This window comes from Streptosporangium sp. H13245 (genome assembly GCF_055690525.1).
In genome coordinates this window covers 253,080-267,841 of sequence record NZ_JBSZKT010000007.1, presented here as the reverse complement: position 1 = coordinate 267,841, position 14,762 = coordinate 253,080, and the positions used below count along the sequence as shown (strand labels likewise).

The 14,762-nt window shown below is 71.1% G+C and carries 16 protein-coding genes; 7 read left to right on the top strand and 9 right to left on the bottom strand.

Going from position 1 to position 14,762, the window contains the following annotated elements; genetic code table 11:
- The first annotated feature begins 12 nt into the window (after positions 1-12).
- Positions 13-675, top strand: coding sequence for a DUF3159 domain-containing protein (locus tag ACW9TB_RS15570; protein ID WP_386270104.1), 663 nt, complete (start codon positions 13-15; stop codon positions 673-675).
- A 338-nt stretch (positions 676-1,013) separates the two neighbouring features.
- On the opposite strand, the gene ACW9TB_RS15565 is transcribed toward ACW9TB_RS15570, so the two are convergent.
- Both ACW9TB_RS15565 and ACW9TB_RS15560 read right to left on the bottom strand, forming a co-directional pair.
- The gene (locus tag ACW9TB_RS15565) at positions 1,014-1,685 is read right to left on the bottom strand and encodes a potassium channel family protein (protein ID WP_435294158.1); all 672 of its coding nucleotides are present in this window, start codon (positions 1,683-1,685) and stop codon (positions 1,014-1,016) included.
- Positions 1,685-2,350 (bottom strand): potassium channel family protein, encoded by a 666-nt coding sequence (locus ACW9TB_RS15560; protein ID WP_472748728.1) that lies wholly within the window; start codon positions 2,348-2,350, stop codon positions 1,685-1,687. Before ACW9TB_RS15560 ends, ACW9TB_RS15565 begins: the two co-directional genes overlap by 1 nt.
- A gap of 116 nt (positions 2,351-2,466) precedes the next feature.
- Here ACW9TB_RS15560 and ACW9TB_RS15555 point away from each other — a divergent pair, with 116 nt between their 5' ends.
- Both ACW9TB_RS15555 and ACW9TB_RS15550 read left to right on the top strand, forming a co-directional pair.
- Positions 2,467-4,509 (top strand): APC family permease, encoded by a 2,043-nt coding sequence (locus ACW9TB_RS15555; RefSeq protein WP_472748727.1) that lies wholly within the window; start codon positions 2,467-2,469, stop codon positions 4,507-4,509.
- Between the two features lie 67 nt (positions 4,510-4,576).
- Entirely contained in the window at positions 4,577-5,824 is a 1,248-nt protein-coding gene (locus ACW9TB_RS15550; protein ID WP_472748726.1) for a class I SAM-dependent RNA methyltransferase, read from the top strand.
- A 179-nt stretch (positions 5,825-6,003) separates the two neighbouring features.
- On the opposite strand, the gene ACW9TB_RS15545 is transcribed toward ACW9TB_RS15550, so the two are convergent.
- Positions 6,004-6,300, bottom strand: coding sequence for a hypothetical protein (locus tag ACW9TB_RS15545; protein WP_472748725.1), 297 nt, complete (start codon positions 6,298-6,300; stop codon positions 6,004-6,006).
- Positions 6,301-6,535: 235 nt separating this feature from the next.
- On the opposite strand from ACW9TB_RS15545, the gene ACW9TB_RS15540 reads away from it, so the two are divergent.
- Positions 6,536-7,297, top strand: coding sequence for a hypothetical protein (locus tag ACW9TB_RS15540; RefSeq protein ID WP_472748724.1), 762 nt, complete (start codon positions 6,536-6,538; stop codon positions 7,295-7,297).
- 194 nt (positions 7,298-7,491) lie between these two features.
- Here ACW9TB_RS15540 and ACW9TB_RS15535 read toward each other — a convergent pair whose 3' ends face one another.
- Both ACW9TB_RS15535 and ACW9TB_RS15530 read right to left on the bottom strand, forming a co-directional pair.
- The gene (locus ACW9TB_RS15535) at positions 7,492-8,154 is read right to left on the bottom strand and encodes a response regulator transcription factor (RefSeq protein ID WP_472748723.1); all 663 of its coding nucleotides are present in this window, start codon (positions 8,152-8,154) and stop codon (positions 7,492-7,494) included.
- Entirely contained in the window at positions 8,151-9,365 is a 1,215-nt protein-coding gene (locus ACW9TB_RS15530; protein WP_472748722.1) for a sensor histidine kinase, read from the bottom strand. The genes ACW9TB_RS15535 and ACW9TB_RS15530 overlap by 4 nt, the downstream gene beginning before the upstream one ends.
- 157 nt (positions 9,366-9,522) lie before the next feature.
- Between ACW9TB_RS15530 and ACW9TB_RS15525 the strand changes: the two genes are divergently transcribed.
- Entirely contained in the window at positions 9,523-9,756 is a 234-nt protein-coding gene (locus ACW9TB_RS15525) for a hypothetical protein (RefSeq protein WP_472748721.1), read from the top strand.
- A 93-nt stretch (positions 9,757-9,849) separates the two neighbouring features.
- On the opposite strand, the gene ACW9TB_RS15520 is transcribed toward ACW9TB_RS15525, so the two are convergent.
- The gene (locus ACW9TB_RS15520; RefSeq protein ID WP_472748720.1) at positions 9,850-10,335 is read right to left on the bottom strand and encodes an FBP domain-containing protein; all 486 of its coding nucleotides are present in this window, start codon (positions 10,333-10,335) and stop codon (positions 9,850-9,852) included.
- Between the two features lie 90 nt (positions 10,336-10,425).
- Here ACW9TB_RS15520 and ACW9TB_RS15515 point away from each other — a divergent pair, with 90 nt between their 5' ends.
- Together ACW9TB_RS15515 and ACW9TB_RS15510 are read left to right on the top strand one after the other, a co-directional pair.
- Positions 10,426-11,031, top strand: a complete 606-nt coding sequence (locus tag ACW9TB_RS15515) for a TetR-like C-terminal domain-containing protein (protein WP_472748719.1) — start codon at positions 10,426-10,428, stop codon at positions 11,029-11,031.
- Positions 11,032-11,453: 422 nt separating this feature from the next.
- Entirely contained in the window at positions 11,454-12,218 is a 765-nt protein-coding gene (locus ACW9TB_RS15510) for a VOC family protein (protein ID WP_472748718.1), read from the top strand.
- A gap of 376 nt (positions 12,219-12,594) precedes the next feature.
- Here the strand turns inward: ACW9TB_RS15510 and ACW9TB_RS15505 are convergent, their stop codons facing one another.
- The 3 genes from ACW9TB_RS15505 to ACW9TB_RS15495 all read right to left on the bottom strand — a co-directional run bounded on the left by ACW9TB_RS15505 (position 12,595) and on the right by ACW9TB_RS15495 (position 14,725).
- Positions 12,595-12,828 (bottom strand): hypothetical protein, encoded by a 234-nt coding sequence (locus ACW9TB_RS15505; protein WP_472748717.1) that lies wholly within the window; start codon positions 12,826-12,828, stop codon positions 12,595-12,597.
- A gap of 2 nt (positions 12,829-12,830) precedes the next feature.
- Positions 12,831-13,601: a Clp protease N-terminal domain-containing protein gene (locus tag ACW9TB_RS15500; RefSeq protein ID WP_472748716.1), complete on the bottom strand. Its 771-nt coding sequence runs from the start codon at positions 13,599-13,601 to the stop codon at positions 12,831-12,833.
- Between the two features lie 65 nt (positions 13,602-13,666).
- Positions 13,667-14,725, bottom strand: coding sequence for a glycoside hydrolase family 18 protein (locus ACW9TB_RS15495; RefSeq protein WP_472748715.1), 1,059 nt, complete (start codon positions 14,723-14,725; stop codon positions 13,667-13,669).
- Between the last annotated feature and the right edge of the window lie 37 nt (positions 14,726-14,762).

The following is a 14,762-nucleotide window of genomic DNA, read 5'->3' as shown; positions in this document are numbered from 1 at the left end:
GTGAGCGAGAAGATGACCACCACCGGCGAGACCGCCGCGCACGACACGGTCGAGGCCGCGATCCGCAGCCAGCTTGCCAAGGCCTTCGGCGGAGTGCGGGGCGTCATCGAGGCCGCCGTGCCCACCATCGCCTTCACCGGCATGTGGATCACCACCTCGGACCTGAAGCAGTCCCTGATCGTCAGCATCTCGGCCGCGGTGCTGCTGCTCGTCGTGCGGCTGCTGCAGCGCTCGACGCCGCAGTTCGTGATCAACAGCCTGATCGGCATCGGCATCGGCGCGTTCTTCGCCTCCCGTACCGGCCAGGCGGAGGACGTCTTCCTGCCGGGCATCCTCTACAACGCCGGTTACTCCGTGGTGATGCTGCTGTCGATCGTCACCCGATGGCCGGTGGTGGGCTTCCTCATCGGGTCCGTCACCGGCGACCCGACCGCGTGGCGCGCGGATCCGGCCGTGGTGAAGCTGTGCACCAGGCTCACCTGGCTGCTGATGATCCCGTGCGTGGTCCGGGTGGCGGTGCAGCTCCCCGTCTACCTGATCGGGCGGGACGACGCGGTCGCCGAGCTGGGCATTCTCAAGATCGCGATGGGCTGGCCGCTCCAGGTCGCGGCGCTCGCCGCCATGGTGTGGCTCCTGGCCCGCGGCAGGACCCCGGTGCGGCCCGCGGTCTCCTGACCGGCGGGCCCGGTTCCGGGACCCGCTGTCCCAGGAGGCCGGGACCCGTGACACGCGCGGCCCGGTCGTGAGTCCTGAGGCCCGCCGTTTCCGGGAAGCCGGGATTCGCGGCCTGTAGTACGTGCGGCCCTGTTCCGGGATTCGCTCTCCGGGAAGCCGGGACCCGCGGCCCGGCACCTGAGGCTCGCCGTCTCCGGGCAGCCGCGGGTCCCGCGGCCACTGGCACGCGCGGCCCGGTTCCGGGGACCCTCCGCCCTCGCGGAGGGCTTTTCCGTACGCGGCCCTCCCATCCCCTCCCTCGCCGACCCGGCGAGGGAAGAAACGGGAGGGAACCCGGCTCAGTGGGGCGTGCGGTGCGGGGACAGGAGCTCGGCCAGCTCCTCCTCGACCTCCTGGCTGGCCACGAACATCAGCTCGTCACCGGCCTCCAGCGGGTCGTCGGCGGTGGGCACCAGCACCCGGCCCTCGCGCAGGATCGCGACCAGGGCGGTGTCGTTGGGCCACGGCACCGAGCCCGCGCGCTGGCCGACGACCGGCGCGTCCTCGGGCAGGGTGAGCTCGACCAGGTTGGCCTGGCCCTGGCGGAAGGTCATCAGCCGTACCAGGTCGCCGACACTGACCGCCTCCTCGACCAGCGCGCTCAGCAGGCGCGGGGTCGAGACGGCCACGTCGACGCCCCACGACTCGTTGAACAGCCACTCGTTCTTGGGGTGGTTGATCCTGGCGACCACGCGCGGCACGCCGTACTCCGTCTTGGCGAGCAGCGACACCACGAGGTTGACCTTGTCGTCGCCGCTGGCGGCGACGACCACGTGGCAGTCGGCCAGGCCAGCCTCGTCCAGCGAGGAGATCTCGCAGGCGTCGGCGAGCAGCCACTCCGCCCGGGGCACGGTATCGATCTTGATGGCCTTGGGGTCGATGTCGACGAGCAGGACCTCGTGGCCGTTCTCCAGGAGCTCGGCGGCGATCGACCGGCCGACCGCTCCCGCGCCGGCGATGGTGACGCGCATCAGTGCTCCTCCTCCGGCGCCCCGGACAGCACCTTGTTGATGCGGTCCATGTCGGCCTCGACCGCCATGACGTGCAGCACGTCGCCCTCCTGCACCACCGAGTCGTTCCTGGGCAGCAGGGTGTCGCCGATCCGGTTGATGAACGCCAGGCGGGTGCTCGCCGCCGCCTCCAGGTCCCTCGTCGGGGTGCCGATCCAGCCGGGGTGGTAGGCCACCTCCGCCAGCACCACGCACCCGCTGGGGTCGCGCCAGAGCGGCTCGGCGCCCTCGGGCAGGACGCGGCGCAGGATCTGGTCGGCGGTCCAGCGGACCGTGGCCACGGTGGGGATGCCCAGCCGCTGGTAGACCTCGGCGCGCCGGGAGTCGTAGATCCTGGCCACGACGTTGTCCACGCCGAACGTCTCGCGGGCGACCCTGGCGGAGATGATGTTCGAGTTGTCGCCGCTGCTCACCGCCACGTAGGCGCCCGCGGCCTCGATGCCGGCCTCTTCCAGGACGTCCCGGTCGAAGCCGATCCCGGTCACCCTGCGACCCCTGAAACCCGCCCGCAGGCGGCGGAACGCCTGCGGGTCACGGTCGATGATCGCGACCGAGTGGCCGCTGTCCTCAAGGATGTGCGCCAGGGTCGAACCAACCCGGCCACACCCCATGATCACGATATGCATGCTCCCCCGCCGGTCGCTGTGAGGCGGATCTTGTTCCCGATGTATTCAGCCAGTATGGACCGCCCCGGGAGTGCCGCGTGAGTGGGGCCAAGTAATAACGGCTAGCATCTGCAGACGTGTCGAAGGTGACGGACCTTGTCAAACGCCTTTTCATCGGGCGGGCGCTGCGCAGTACGCAGTTGCATGAGCAGCTGCTCCCCAAGCGCATCGCGCTGCCCGTTTTCGCGAGTGACGCCCTTTCCTCCGTGGCCTACGCCCCGCAGGAGATCCTGGTCATCCTCTCGCTCGCGGGAGTCTCCTTCTACCACTTCAGCCCCTGGGTCGCCGTCGCCGTCGTCGTGGTGATGCTCACCGTCGTGGCGTCGTACCGGCAGAACGTGCACGCCTACCCCAGCGGGGGCGGCGACTACGAGGTCGCCACCGTCAACCTCGGCCCGAACGCCGGTCTGACCGTCGCCAGCGCCCTGATGGTCGACTACGTGCTGACCGTCGCGGTGTCGGTCGCCAACGGCGTCGACTACGTGGGCGCCACCATCCCGTACGTCGCCGAGCACAAGCCGCTGGTCGCGATCGTGATCGTCGTGCTGCTGACGCTGGTGAACCTGCGCGGCATCCGCGAGTCGGGCGCGGCCTTCGCGGTCCCCACCTACGCCTTCATGTTCGCCGTCCTCGGCCTGGTCGCGTGGGGTGGCTTCCGCGTCCTCGTCCTCGGCGACGAGCTGCGCGCCCCCACCGCCGGGTACGAGATCATCGCCGAGCAGTCCAACCTGACCTCCTTCGCGGCGGCCTTCCTGATCCTGCGCGCGTTCTCCTCCGGCTGCGCCGCGCTCACCGGCGTCGAGGCGATCAGCAACGGCGTGCCCGCCTTCCGCAAGCCCAAGAGCAGGAACGCCGCGAACACCCTGCTGATGATGGGCCTGGTCTCGGTGACCATGTTCGTCGGCATCATCACCCTCGGCCTGGCCTCGGGCGTCAAGGTCGCCGACCCCGCCGTCGCCTACCGTGACGTCCTGATCGACGGCAGGCCCGCGGGGCCCGACTACTACCAGCAGCCGATCATCGCCCAGGTGGCCGACGCGGTCTTCGGGAATGGCTCGCTCCCCTTCTTCGTCATCGCCTCCGTCACCGCGCTGATCCTGTTCCTGGCCGCCAACACCGCCTTCAACGGCTTTCCGGTGCTCGGCTCGATCCTGGCCCAGGACCGCTACCTGCCCCGCCAGCTGCACACCCGGGGCGACCGGCTCGCCTTCTCCAACGGCATCGTGATCCTCGCCGCCGGGGCCTGCCTGCTGCTGTGGGGCTTCGACGCCGACGTGAGCCGCCTGCTCAACCTCTACATCGTGGGCGTCTTCGTGTCGTTCACGCTGAGCCAGATCGGCATGGTCAGGCACTGGACCCGGCACCTGAGAACCGAGAGCGACCCGAAGGTCCGGCACCAGATGTACCGCTCGCGGACCATCAACTTCTTCGGCGGCGTCATGACCGGCGTGGTGCTGGTGGTGGTGCTGGTCACCAAGTTCACCCACGGGGCGTGGATCGTCTGCGTGGCGATGCCGGTGCTGTTCCTGATGATGAAGGGCATCCACCGCCACTACGAGAACGTGGCGGCCGAGCTCGCCGTGGCCGAGGACTCCCAGGTGGACGAGTCGATGCTGCCCGCGCGCAACCACGCCATCGTCCTGGTCTCCAAGATCCACAAGCCGACCCTGCGCGCCCTCGCCTACGCCCGCGCCACCCGTCCCTCCACACTGGAGGCGATCACCGTGGGCGTGGAGGGCCCGGAGGCCAGGGCGCTGCAGGAGGAGTGGGAGCGGCGCGGCATCCCGGTGCCGCTGAAGATGCTCGACTCGCCGTACCGCGAGATCACCCGGCCGATCCTGGAGTACGTCAAGTCGCTGCGCCGCCGTTCCCCCCGGGACGTGGTGAGCGTCTACATTCCCGAATATGTCGTCGGCCACTGGTGGGAGCACATCCTGCACAACCAGAGCGCGCTGCGCCTGAAGGGCCGCCTGCTGTTCCAGCCAGGCGTGATGGTCATCAGCGTGCCCTGGCAGCTGCACTCCTCCGACCGGCTCAAGGGCCGCCCCGAGCCCTTCGCGCCGGGCGCCGTACGCCGTCCGCGCCAGGAGGCGGCACGGAACGACGACGTCAAGGCATAACCTTTCGTATGCGCTCCTGACGCGAGGAGGCTCGACCGACGACGGATTTATCTTGGGGGCGACGGCCATGGCGATCGAACTGACGGTGGGACCGGTTGCGCACGGTGGCTGGTGTGTCGCCCGCCATGACGGCCGGGTCGTCTTCGTACGGCACGCGCTGCCCGGCGAGCGCGTCGTCGCCGAGGTCACCGAGGAGACCTCCCGGTTCCTGCGGGCCGACGCGGTCGAGATCCTGGAGCCCTCCGCCGACCGGGTGACCCCGCCGTGCCCGTTCGCGGGCCCCGGCCGCTGCGGCGGCTGCGACTGGCAGCACGCCTCCCTCGACGCCCAGCGCCGCCTGAAGGCCGACGTGGTGGCCGAGCAGCTCAAGCGCCTGGCCTCGATCGACTGGAAGGGCACCGTCGAGGAGGTCCCCGGGGCCCCGGACGGGCTCGGCTGGCGTACCCGGGTCCAGTTCGCCGTCGACCGCGAGGGAGGGCTGGGCCTGCGCCGCCACCGCTCCCACGACGTCGAGCCGGTGGACGCCTGCCTGATCGCCCACCCCGAGGTGGAGAACGTCGGCGCCGAGGTCATGAACTGGCGCAACGCCTCCTCGGTGGAGGTCATCGCCTCCACTACCGGTGACCAGGCGGTCGTGGTCGCTCCCAAGCCCCGGCGCACGGTGGCCGTACCCGACCTCGACACGAGCGTGGCCGTCTTCGTCGACGAGGGCAAGGGCCGCAGCCGCGTCGTCCACGGCCGCAACCACCTCGTCGAGCGCGTCGCCGACCGCGACTTCCAGGTCACCGGCAGCGGCTTCTGGCAGGTGCACCCCGGCGCCGCCGCCACCCTGCTCGACGCCGTCCTGGAGTTCGCCGCCCCGCGGCCGGGCGAGTGGGCCCTCGACCTGTACTGCGGCGTCGGCCTGTTCGCCGCCGGGCTGGCCCAGGCGGTCGGTCCCGAGGGCGCGGTGTTCGGCGTCGAGTCCGAGTCCGTGGCCGTCCGCGACGCCGAGCGCAACCTCCGCGACCTGCCCCAGGCCCGTTTCGCCAGGGGACGCGTGGAGAACGCCCTCGACCGCTTCGGCATCGAGCGCGCGGACCTGGTCGTCGTCGACCCGCCCAGGGCGGGCCTGGGCCGCGACGTCGTCGACAACGTGGCCGCCCTCCAGGCGACCCGGATCGTGTACGTCTCCTGCGACCCGGCCACCCTCGCCCGAGACCTGGCCTGGTTCGCCGAGCGAGGCTACCGCCTCGCCGATCTGCGGGCTTTCGACGCGTTCCCGATGACCCACCACGTGGAGTGCGTGGCACACCTGGTCAAGGAGTCGGTCTAGCTCTCTGTCGGGCGGTGTTTCGGCGTGAGCCGGTGTTCTCCAAATCGTAGGAACGCCCGGTGCTCGCGTGCCGTCCGTGGGGAACATGTCCGACCGCGAGATTCCGATGCGCCCGCGGAAGGCCGCCAAGGCTCGAGTCGCACCGGCGGCCGGGGCTCGCCCGGCACACCTGGTGAAGCTCAGGGGATGTACACCTCGTAGTAGAAGCCCGGCAGCCAAGGGCCACCCCCGCGGAACCAGTGGCAGTAGACGAGCCCGGTGTAGTAACCGGTCTGCGCGGCGTCCTCGTAGGCGAGGTCGCAGGCGGCCAGGGTCTGGTAGGGACCCTGCAGGTACCAGTCCTGTGCCGGCCACATCCCGGCGGCCACGGCCGTGCTGGTCTGGGTGGCGGCGAGGGCGGGTGCGGTACCGGCCAGGATGCCGGCGCCCAGCGCCACGGCGAGTACGGCGGAGTGCAGTCGGCGGACCTTCGTCATGGGTGACTCCTCACATATGGGAAGGAGAACACCTTCAGCTGAGCATCGGCTACCGGGCCTGAGGAGATATCAATTCTCCATATTTCGGGCGGATGGTGCGTTTGTTAGGGTTATTTCGCCCGACCTGAACGCGTGAGCGCCCCGCTCCTCCTCGCGGAGGGCAGGCGGGGCGCTTCATGCGTTCGGAAGCCGCTGCAGATGACCTTCAGCCTTGAGCCACGCGTCCCACTCGGCGATGACCTCATCGGTCAGGTCAACGGCGTTGTATGAGGAGAAACATCCAGTTTTGATGGCGCTGGCGAGCTGCTTCCCCCTGGCTGGCACCGATAAGAATCCGCCGAACCTTCTCGGCCTGCTCCTGGTCGACGGCGTCGTACTGCTGCTCTTCAGGCTGGGCAAGGAGCATCTCCCGAGCGGCTTGTTGAGCTTCGAGATCACGGCGGAGTTCGTCCATCACCTCGGCCGCTTCACTCACCGCGTGGCTGACGAGGCGGACGAGGCGGCGAAGACGGGCGGCGGCGCTTTATTCACCGAAGATCTCTCGTTCGGTTTTCTCGTGCCGCCAGAGGCCCACACGACCGCCAAGGATCATTACGGCAGCAATGACCACCAAGAACCACCGGGAAGATTTGAATGGGGTAGGCAGTCCAAGCTGGTTGAACCCGCGATCATAATCAGGGTGGCGGCGTCTTTAATATCTAAATCCAGAAAGGTTTGGATGGTTTTGTGGTCACTCTGCAAGGTCACTCCGCAAGTGGACCGTGCCGAAAGCCGATCTTCACGTCATGCGATCGAATCGCTACCTACGACCCATGCGTCGCCGTACGCTGGCCCTGCCCCTCCCCTGGGGATGCTGCAGCTGACCCGCCCCGCGGGACACGGAGGCCCCGCCGCTCTTCGGAACGGCGGGGCTTCTTCGCGTGTGCGGTCAGCGCCGTCTGCGTATCCATCGCACAGCGAAGACAATGATGACGACCACCATGGCGATGAAAAGTAATCTCCCGACGACGGCACCCGCGGCACGCGCGGGACCTGCCAACGTCAATACGGCCTCATACATCGTTAATTCCCCCGTACGATCCAATGATCATCTTGTCACTGGCCCGAAATCGTACAATAACGAACGCTTGGCCCGCTGATCGATCGCAGGGGATCCCGGCCGGTCACGGGTCGTACGGCACGCCGACGGTCCTACCGGCGCTCCGGCGCGCTCGCGTCGTGGACCAGCAGGGCGATCTGGACCCGGTTGTTGAGGTCCAGCCGGGTCAGGATCCGCGACACGTGCGTCTTCACCGTCGGCAGCGCCAGATGCAGCTCCCGTGCGATCTCCGCGTTGGAACGGCCGCGCCCGACCGCCAGAGCCACCTCCCGCTCCCGTTCGGCCAGCAACGCCAGCCGGGCGCGGGCGGCGGCGGCCCGGTCGTCCTGCCCGGAGCCGTCCGCCACCTGCTCGATGAGCCTGCGGGTGACGGCGGGGGAGAGCGCCGGATCTCCGGCGACCACCGTCCGGATGGCCGTGACGATGTCCTGCGGCGGAGTGTCCTTGAGCAGGAACCCGGCCGCGCCGGCGCGCAGCGCCCGCAGCACGTGCGCGTCGGTGTGGAAGGTGGTCAGGACCAGCACCTCCGGGGCGCCGGGCCGGGCCCGGAGCCTCTCGGTGGCGGCCAGCCCGTCGACGCCCGGCATCCGGATGTCCATCAGCACCAGGTCGGGCTCGTACGCGGTGACCAGATCGGGCACCTCGGCCCCGTCGGCGGCCTCCGCGACGATCTCGATGTCCGGGGCGCCACCCAGCATCAGGCGCAGCCCGGCCCTTACGATCGCGTCGTCGTCGACCAGCAGGACGCGGATCACCTCATCCCCCCTTCGTCGCCGCCGGACCTCCTGGGTGCGGCGGACACGGTGCCCGTCGTGGGCCAGGGGAGCCAGGCGTGGACCAGGAATCCGCCGTCGGCGGGACCGGCCGTCAGCTCGCCGCCCGCCAGCCGGGCCCGTTCGGCCAGCCCGATCAGTCCCTGCCCGCCGCCTTCGCCCCCGCTCTCGTTTCCGCCCGTACCGGAAACCGGCGGCGGTCGTGTGTTACGGACCCGCACCGCCAGCCTGCCGGACGGGCTCCCGCTCACCTCCACCGCGACCGCCGCGCCGGGCGCGTGCTTGCGCGCGTTGGTCAGCGCCTCCTGCACGATCCGGTACGCCGTACGTCCCACCACGGGCGGCGGCGCCGGTCCGTCCGGCGGCCCGGTCAGCTCGATCCGGCCGCCCGTCGCCCGCGCCTCCGCCACCAGCCGGGCCAGGTCCGCCAGTTCCGGCTGCGGCCGTTCATCCTCCTCCGGCGAGGCCCGCAGCACCCCGATCACCTCGCGCAGGTCGCGCAGGGCCAGGTGGGCGTTCTCCCGGATCACCCCGGCGGCCCGTTCGATCTCCGTCCGGGGCGCGCCCGGATTGAACTCCAGCGCCCCCGCGTGCACGCTCAGCAGCGACAGCCGGTGGCCGAGCACGTCGTGCATCTCGCGGGCGATCTCCTCTCGCGTCTCCCGCCGGACCCATTCGGCCCGCAGCTCCGCGCCCGCCTCGGCGAGTTCCGCGCGCTCTCGCAGCGAGGCGATCAGCTGCTGCCGGGAGCGCCGGAACAGCCCCCACCCGAAGGCCCCGGCGATGAGCGCGAAGTACGTCAGCGCCGATCCAGCCCGTTCCCCGGGCAGCTCCGCCAGCCGCCACAGGAAGACGGGCAGCGGCGCGAAGGCCAGCGCCGCAACCCAGGCGGTGGCCCGCCACGGGCGGTTCGCGGCCACCGTGAACACCGCCACCATCGCCGGGCCGGTCAGGTAGTGCGCCCAGGTGCCCGCCAGCAGCAGCGTCACCGCCAGCGGCACCGGCCAGCGCCGCCGCAGCAGCACCGCCGCGCAGCCCAGCCCGCCGACCACCTGGTCGACGTCCCGCCACAGGGGATCGAGGTTCTCCGAGGCCGGTATGGACTGCGAGCTGACGGCGGCGAAGCAGGCGGCGAAGAGGAACAGCGCCATGTCGGCCACCCAGTCACGACGGGTGCGGTGGATGCGGCGCATAGTCCAGGAATTTACGCGCCCCCGCCCGCGACCGGGTATTCGCGGCGCGACCGGATACTTAAGTACGACTCCGAGGCCGCCGACGGCCGACTTCGGTCGTCGCCGGGCCATCTTGAGCCCGATGCCGCGCCCGGTACCGCGTGCCTAGCGTTGGGCCATGAGCTCCTCCCCGAAATCCGCCCTGTCCGCGCTGTCCGGCCTGTTTTGTTTTGTCTTCGTCGTCGGCGGCGCGAGCGGCCTCCTGCACGAGTGGTTCGACTGGATCCACTTCATGGGCTTCGTCCGCTTCCTCGCTCCCGACGGCTACGAGGTCTACAGCTACGTCATCATGATCGTCCTTGGCCTCGCGGTGGGCGTGGCCGGTGACACGATCGCCCGGCGACGCCGTTAGCGACCGCGAGGGCGCCCCGGCCGCCGGTTCCGTGGCCGGTGCGTCGCGGCTCCGGCGCACCGCGTACGAGATCGGGTGTGATGGGGATGCCGGTCATTGGGTCACTTTCTGGAGGAATCCGGTCACGTTGGCCGAGGTCCTGTCGATCTTCTCCTCGAGCGTGAGCGACTCGGGCATCCGCCCGCCGGGCCCGGCGTCCCTCATGCCGCGCAGGTAGAGGGAGCAGGCCAGGTCGGTGCAGATGTAGGCGCCCACGGAGTCGCCGTTGCCGCCGGTACGGCGGGCGGTCATCAGTGACACGCCGTCGCCGGTGTGCGTGGTCAGGCAGAGCGAGCACATGCTGCGCCGCGCGTGTCCAGCGTGCGGGGTGGCCCGCCGCAGCGCCACCCCGACCAGCCGGTCGCCCTGCTCGGCGACCAGGTAGGTGCGGCCGGGGGACGAGGGGTCCCGCCAGCCGAGGAAGTCCAGGTCGTCCCACGGCAGGGCGTCAAGATCCCTGGGCACGGAGAGGCGCCTGACCTCGCCCTTGGTGCAGTTGACGAAAGAGGCACGAATCTCGTGCTCGGAAATCGCTCTCATAGCCCAAAAGCTATCTCCCGTATGCTAGGACAGCAAACGATTATGTTTTTTCCTAGGACTTCTAGGATTCCTGGGAGGGGAGGACGGCAGATGGCACGTGCCGGGGTGAGTGTCGAACGGCTGGCCGAGGCGGCGGCGGAACTGGCCGACGAGGTGGGGCTGGAGAACGTGACCGTCTCGGAGGTCGCGCGCAGGTTCGGGGTGACGGACGCGAGCCTGTACTCGCACCTCGGGAACGCGTACGAGCTCCGGGTCCGGGTGGCCGTGCTGGCGCTGGCCGAGCTCGCCGACCGGGGCGCGGCGGCGCTGGCCGGACGGGCGGGCAAGGACGCGCTGGTCGCCTTCGCCAACGTCTATCGCGACTACGCCAAGGAGCATCCGGGCAGGTACGCGGCGACGCAGGTCGAGCTCGACCCGGAAACGGCGCGGGCGAGTGCGGGGCGTCGGCACTCGGACATGATGCGGGCCATCCTGCGTGGCTACTCACTGGGGGAGCCCGACCAGACCGACGCGGTCCGGCTGCTGGGCAGCGCCTTTCACGGGTTCGTGAGCCTGGAACGGGCGGGTGGCTTCCGTTACCACCCGCGTGGCGCGGACGAGTCCTGGAACCGGGTGCTCGACACGCTCGACGTCGCGCTCCGCAACTGGCCGTCCCATCCGGCCGACACCGACGCTGACGCGAGCCGCGCACCGTGACGGTGACGGTGGCACGACGAGACCGCACGCGGACGACGCTGACGCGAGCCGCGCACCGTGACGGTGACGGTGACACGACGAGACCGCACGCGGATGACACTGACGCGAGCCGCGCACCGTGACGGTGACGGTGACACGACGAGATCGTACGTGGACGACACCGGTGCGAGTCGCGCATCGTGACGGTGGCTACGACGAGACCGTACGTGGACGGCGCCGGTGCCACCCCGTGACGGCGGCACGGCGAGACCAGGGCCGTCCGGCCTGCGCCTTATCCCTCGCCCGTGCGCCGGGTACGGGCGAGGGAAAACTGTCGGTGGGGTCTGCCAGGCTGACGGGCGACCGGCTCAACGGTTCCGCCCCCGCGCGCGGCGGCCCGGAAGGCGGGTCACCGGCACGTGAACGCATCGAAGGAAGAGGCCATGCTCACCACCCGATATGTCCCCGGCGCCCCCAACTGGATTGACCTGGGCACACCCGACACCGAGGCCACCGTCGCCTTCTACGGCCCCCTGTTCGGCTGGCATTTCCAGTCGGCAGGTCCCCACGCGGGCGGCTACGGCTTCTTCCAGTTCGACGGCAAGACCGTCGCCGCCGTCGGGCCGCTCAGCGAGGAGGGAGCGGTTTCCGCCTGGATGCCGTATTTCCAGACCGCCGACGCCGACACCACGGCGAAGGTGGTCGAGCAGGCGGGCGGGACCGTGCGCGTCGCGCCGGACGACGTCTTCACCAAGGGCAGGATGGCCGGGTTCACCGACCCCGCCGGGGCGGAGTTCGCCGTCTGGCAGCCGGGCGAGACCAAGGGCCTGGAGCTCGTCACCGAGGACGGCTCCCTGACCTGGCTTGAGCTCTACGTCGCCGACCCGGACGCCGTCCGTCCCTTCTACCGGACGGTCTTCGACTGGAAGATCCAGGACATCACATTCGGTGACGTGCCCTATCTCCTGCTGTCGACCTCCGAGGGGGAGAGCCCGGACCTGGGGGGCGTCATGTCGCTCCGGGAGGGCGACAGGCCGCACTGGCTGCCGTATTTCGAGGTGGCCGACTGTGACGCGTCCGTCGTCCGGGTGCGGGAGCTCGGCGGCGACCTCGTCACGCCCGCCGCGGACATCGAGGGCGTCGGCCGTTTCGCCGTGGTCTCCGACCCCCACGGCGCACGCTTCGCCGTCATCACCAGCGTCGGCTGACCCGCGCGGGCACCCGGCCGGTATGAGACGGCCGGGTGCCCCGCGTCCGGTCGATGACCGCGGTGGCCTCGGACGTCGAGCGTGTCGACGCCCACCGGGGTGCCGGGGAACCGGGCGACGAGCAGGACCCAGGCCCTGGTGAGTTCCTCGGTATCGCCGCAGGTCAGTGCTGTCCTGGCGGGCCGGAGACCGTCGGGAACCGGGAGCCGTGCGACGCCGCCGATCACGATCAGGGGGCGGGCATCACGTTGTCCGGCAGGACCCGAGCCCGGCGAGGCCCTTGGCATCGCCGTCGGTCAGTGCTGTCCTGGCGGGCCGGGGACCGCCGGGCACCGGGAGCCGTGCGACGCCGCCGATCACGATCAGGGGGCGGGCATCACGTTGTCCGGCGCGGGCCGGAAGGGCACGGGACACGCACGAGCATGCCCGCGATCGTGCCCGCCAGCACCCCGGCGAGCACGCCCGGCCCCATCCCCACGAGCACGCCGACGGCCACCCCCGTGACCAGCCGCGCGATCACGCTCGCGACCAGGCACAGAGCCGGGCGCAGGGCCGGGCGCCCGGACAGGCGTACGGCCAGATGCTCGGCCACGCGTGTGGTCGCGCCCACGGTCACGCCTCGTCCGCCGGGCCGAGGCGCTCCTCCAGTCGTTCGAGCCTGAGCAGGACGGGGCGCAACTCCTCGCGTACGGCCGCCGACAGGGCGCTCGCCGCGTCGGCGGGCAGGGCCGGGGGAGGGGTGGCGGCCCGGGTCTGCGCGCGCAGGTGGACGTATCCGGCGAGGGCGGCCGAGACCGCGTGGCGGGTCAGCCGGTGCTCGGCGCCCAGCTCCCGCAGGATGCGCCCGGCCGCCCCGTCCGGCTCGGCGACCAGCCCGAGGAGCAGGTGCTCGCAGCCGACGTAGTTGTGGCCGAGCGAGGTGGCCTCGGTGACGGTCATCTCCAGGGCCGCCGCCGCGGGCCCCCCGAAGGCGAGCTCCGCCTCGGCGGCACCGGCCGGGGCCGGTGCGTCGAGGCTGAGCTGGTCCAGGCGGCGCCGCACCTCCTCGGGGTCGATCTCCAGGGCGCCGAGAACCTGGATCGCCAGATTGCCTCCTTCGGCGAGCATGCCGCCCAGCAGGTGCTCGGTGCCGACCTCGGCCGCGCCCAGGGCCCTCGCCTGCTCCACCGCCAGCTTCACCACCTCCCTGGCCCGGGGGGTGAACTGGGTGAGGCGCGCGGTCAGGTCGCCGAGGTCGGGGGTGCCGAGCGCCGTCTCGCGGATGGCGGTCACCCGCCGCACGGCCTGTTCCAGCGCCCGCTGGCACACGGCGGAGACCGGCACGCCCGCCTTCTTCACCGCCTCGGCCAGCTCGTCCGGCAGGTAGACATTGATCTTCGGCATTGCGTCTCCCCGGTGGGGTTATGGAAGGGGTATAACCCATTCATAACCCCAAAGGAGGTACTTGTCTAGCGGGTCGCGCCGGTGAGAAAGCGGGTGATGCCGGGGGAGAGGACCGCGCCCCTGGTGGAGAGCCATGCCAGGTGGTTGCGGCTGGTGAAGGCGGCGAGCCTGCGCGCCTCCAGCCGGGTGAGGTCGCCGGTCCCGGCCAGCACGGGCGTCAGGGCGATTCGGTCCCAGGCGGTGCTCTCGCCCAGGGAACGGGCGATCTGCGGGTGCGCGGCCCGGACGGCCGAGGCGATCGGGTGCAGGCGGTTCCCCGGGCCCGAGGCGGTGTCGACGGGCGCCAGGAGGTTGACGGCGGCGATCTCGGCGCCCGCCGACCGGGTGGCCCGGAGCATCTCCTGGTCGCCGGAGGACAGGCCCGCCCTCGTGACCGGGAGGGTGAAGCTCACCGTGAGGGAACGGCCCTCGCGGGCGGCCTCGCGCTGCAGGGCCGCGATCGCCATGGCCCGCCGCAGCACGGTGGCGTCGCCCGCCGGGGCGCGGACCTCGAAGTCGATGTACGTGGCGCCGAAGGTGCCGATCGCCCGGCGGTAGGCGGCGGTGAGCCTGGCGAGATCGGAGCAGGCCGCGGCGAGTTCGCGTCCCGCGGGGCCGCCGAAGGCGAGGCCCGCGTCCCCGCCCGCGGCGCGCAGCGGGGCGAGCCGGTTGGCGACCGGGTTGCCGCCCTGCTCCTGGAGCCCGCCCCACTTGGGCACGCAGCCCCTCTGCCCGGCGGTGAGGTGGCCCAGCGTGAACCAGCGTACGTGGCTCCTCCTGGCCTCCCTGGACAGGTTGAAGCGCGGCTCGCGGACCGCGTCCACGAACGTCACGAAGCCCGAGGGGCGGGCGACGACCGGGGTGGGCGACGGCCCGGCCGTGGGCCCCGGGGCCGTCTTCGAGGGCGTCGCCCCCGGCCCGGCCTGCCCTGCGGCCCACTCGCCCTGCGGCCTGGAGGGCAGCAGCCAGATCGCGACCCCGGTGCCCGTGGCCAGCACGATCGAGGCGAGCACCACGAGGGGGCGGGGCGGGGTGCCGGGCTCACGGGTCCGGTGGGTGTCGGGGCGGTCGGTCGCCACAGGCATGTGATCCCCTTTTCGACGTCCGAGGGGCGATCGCTGT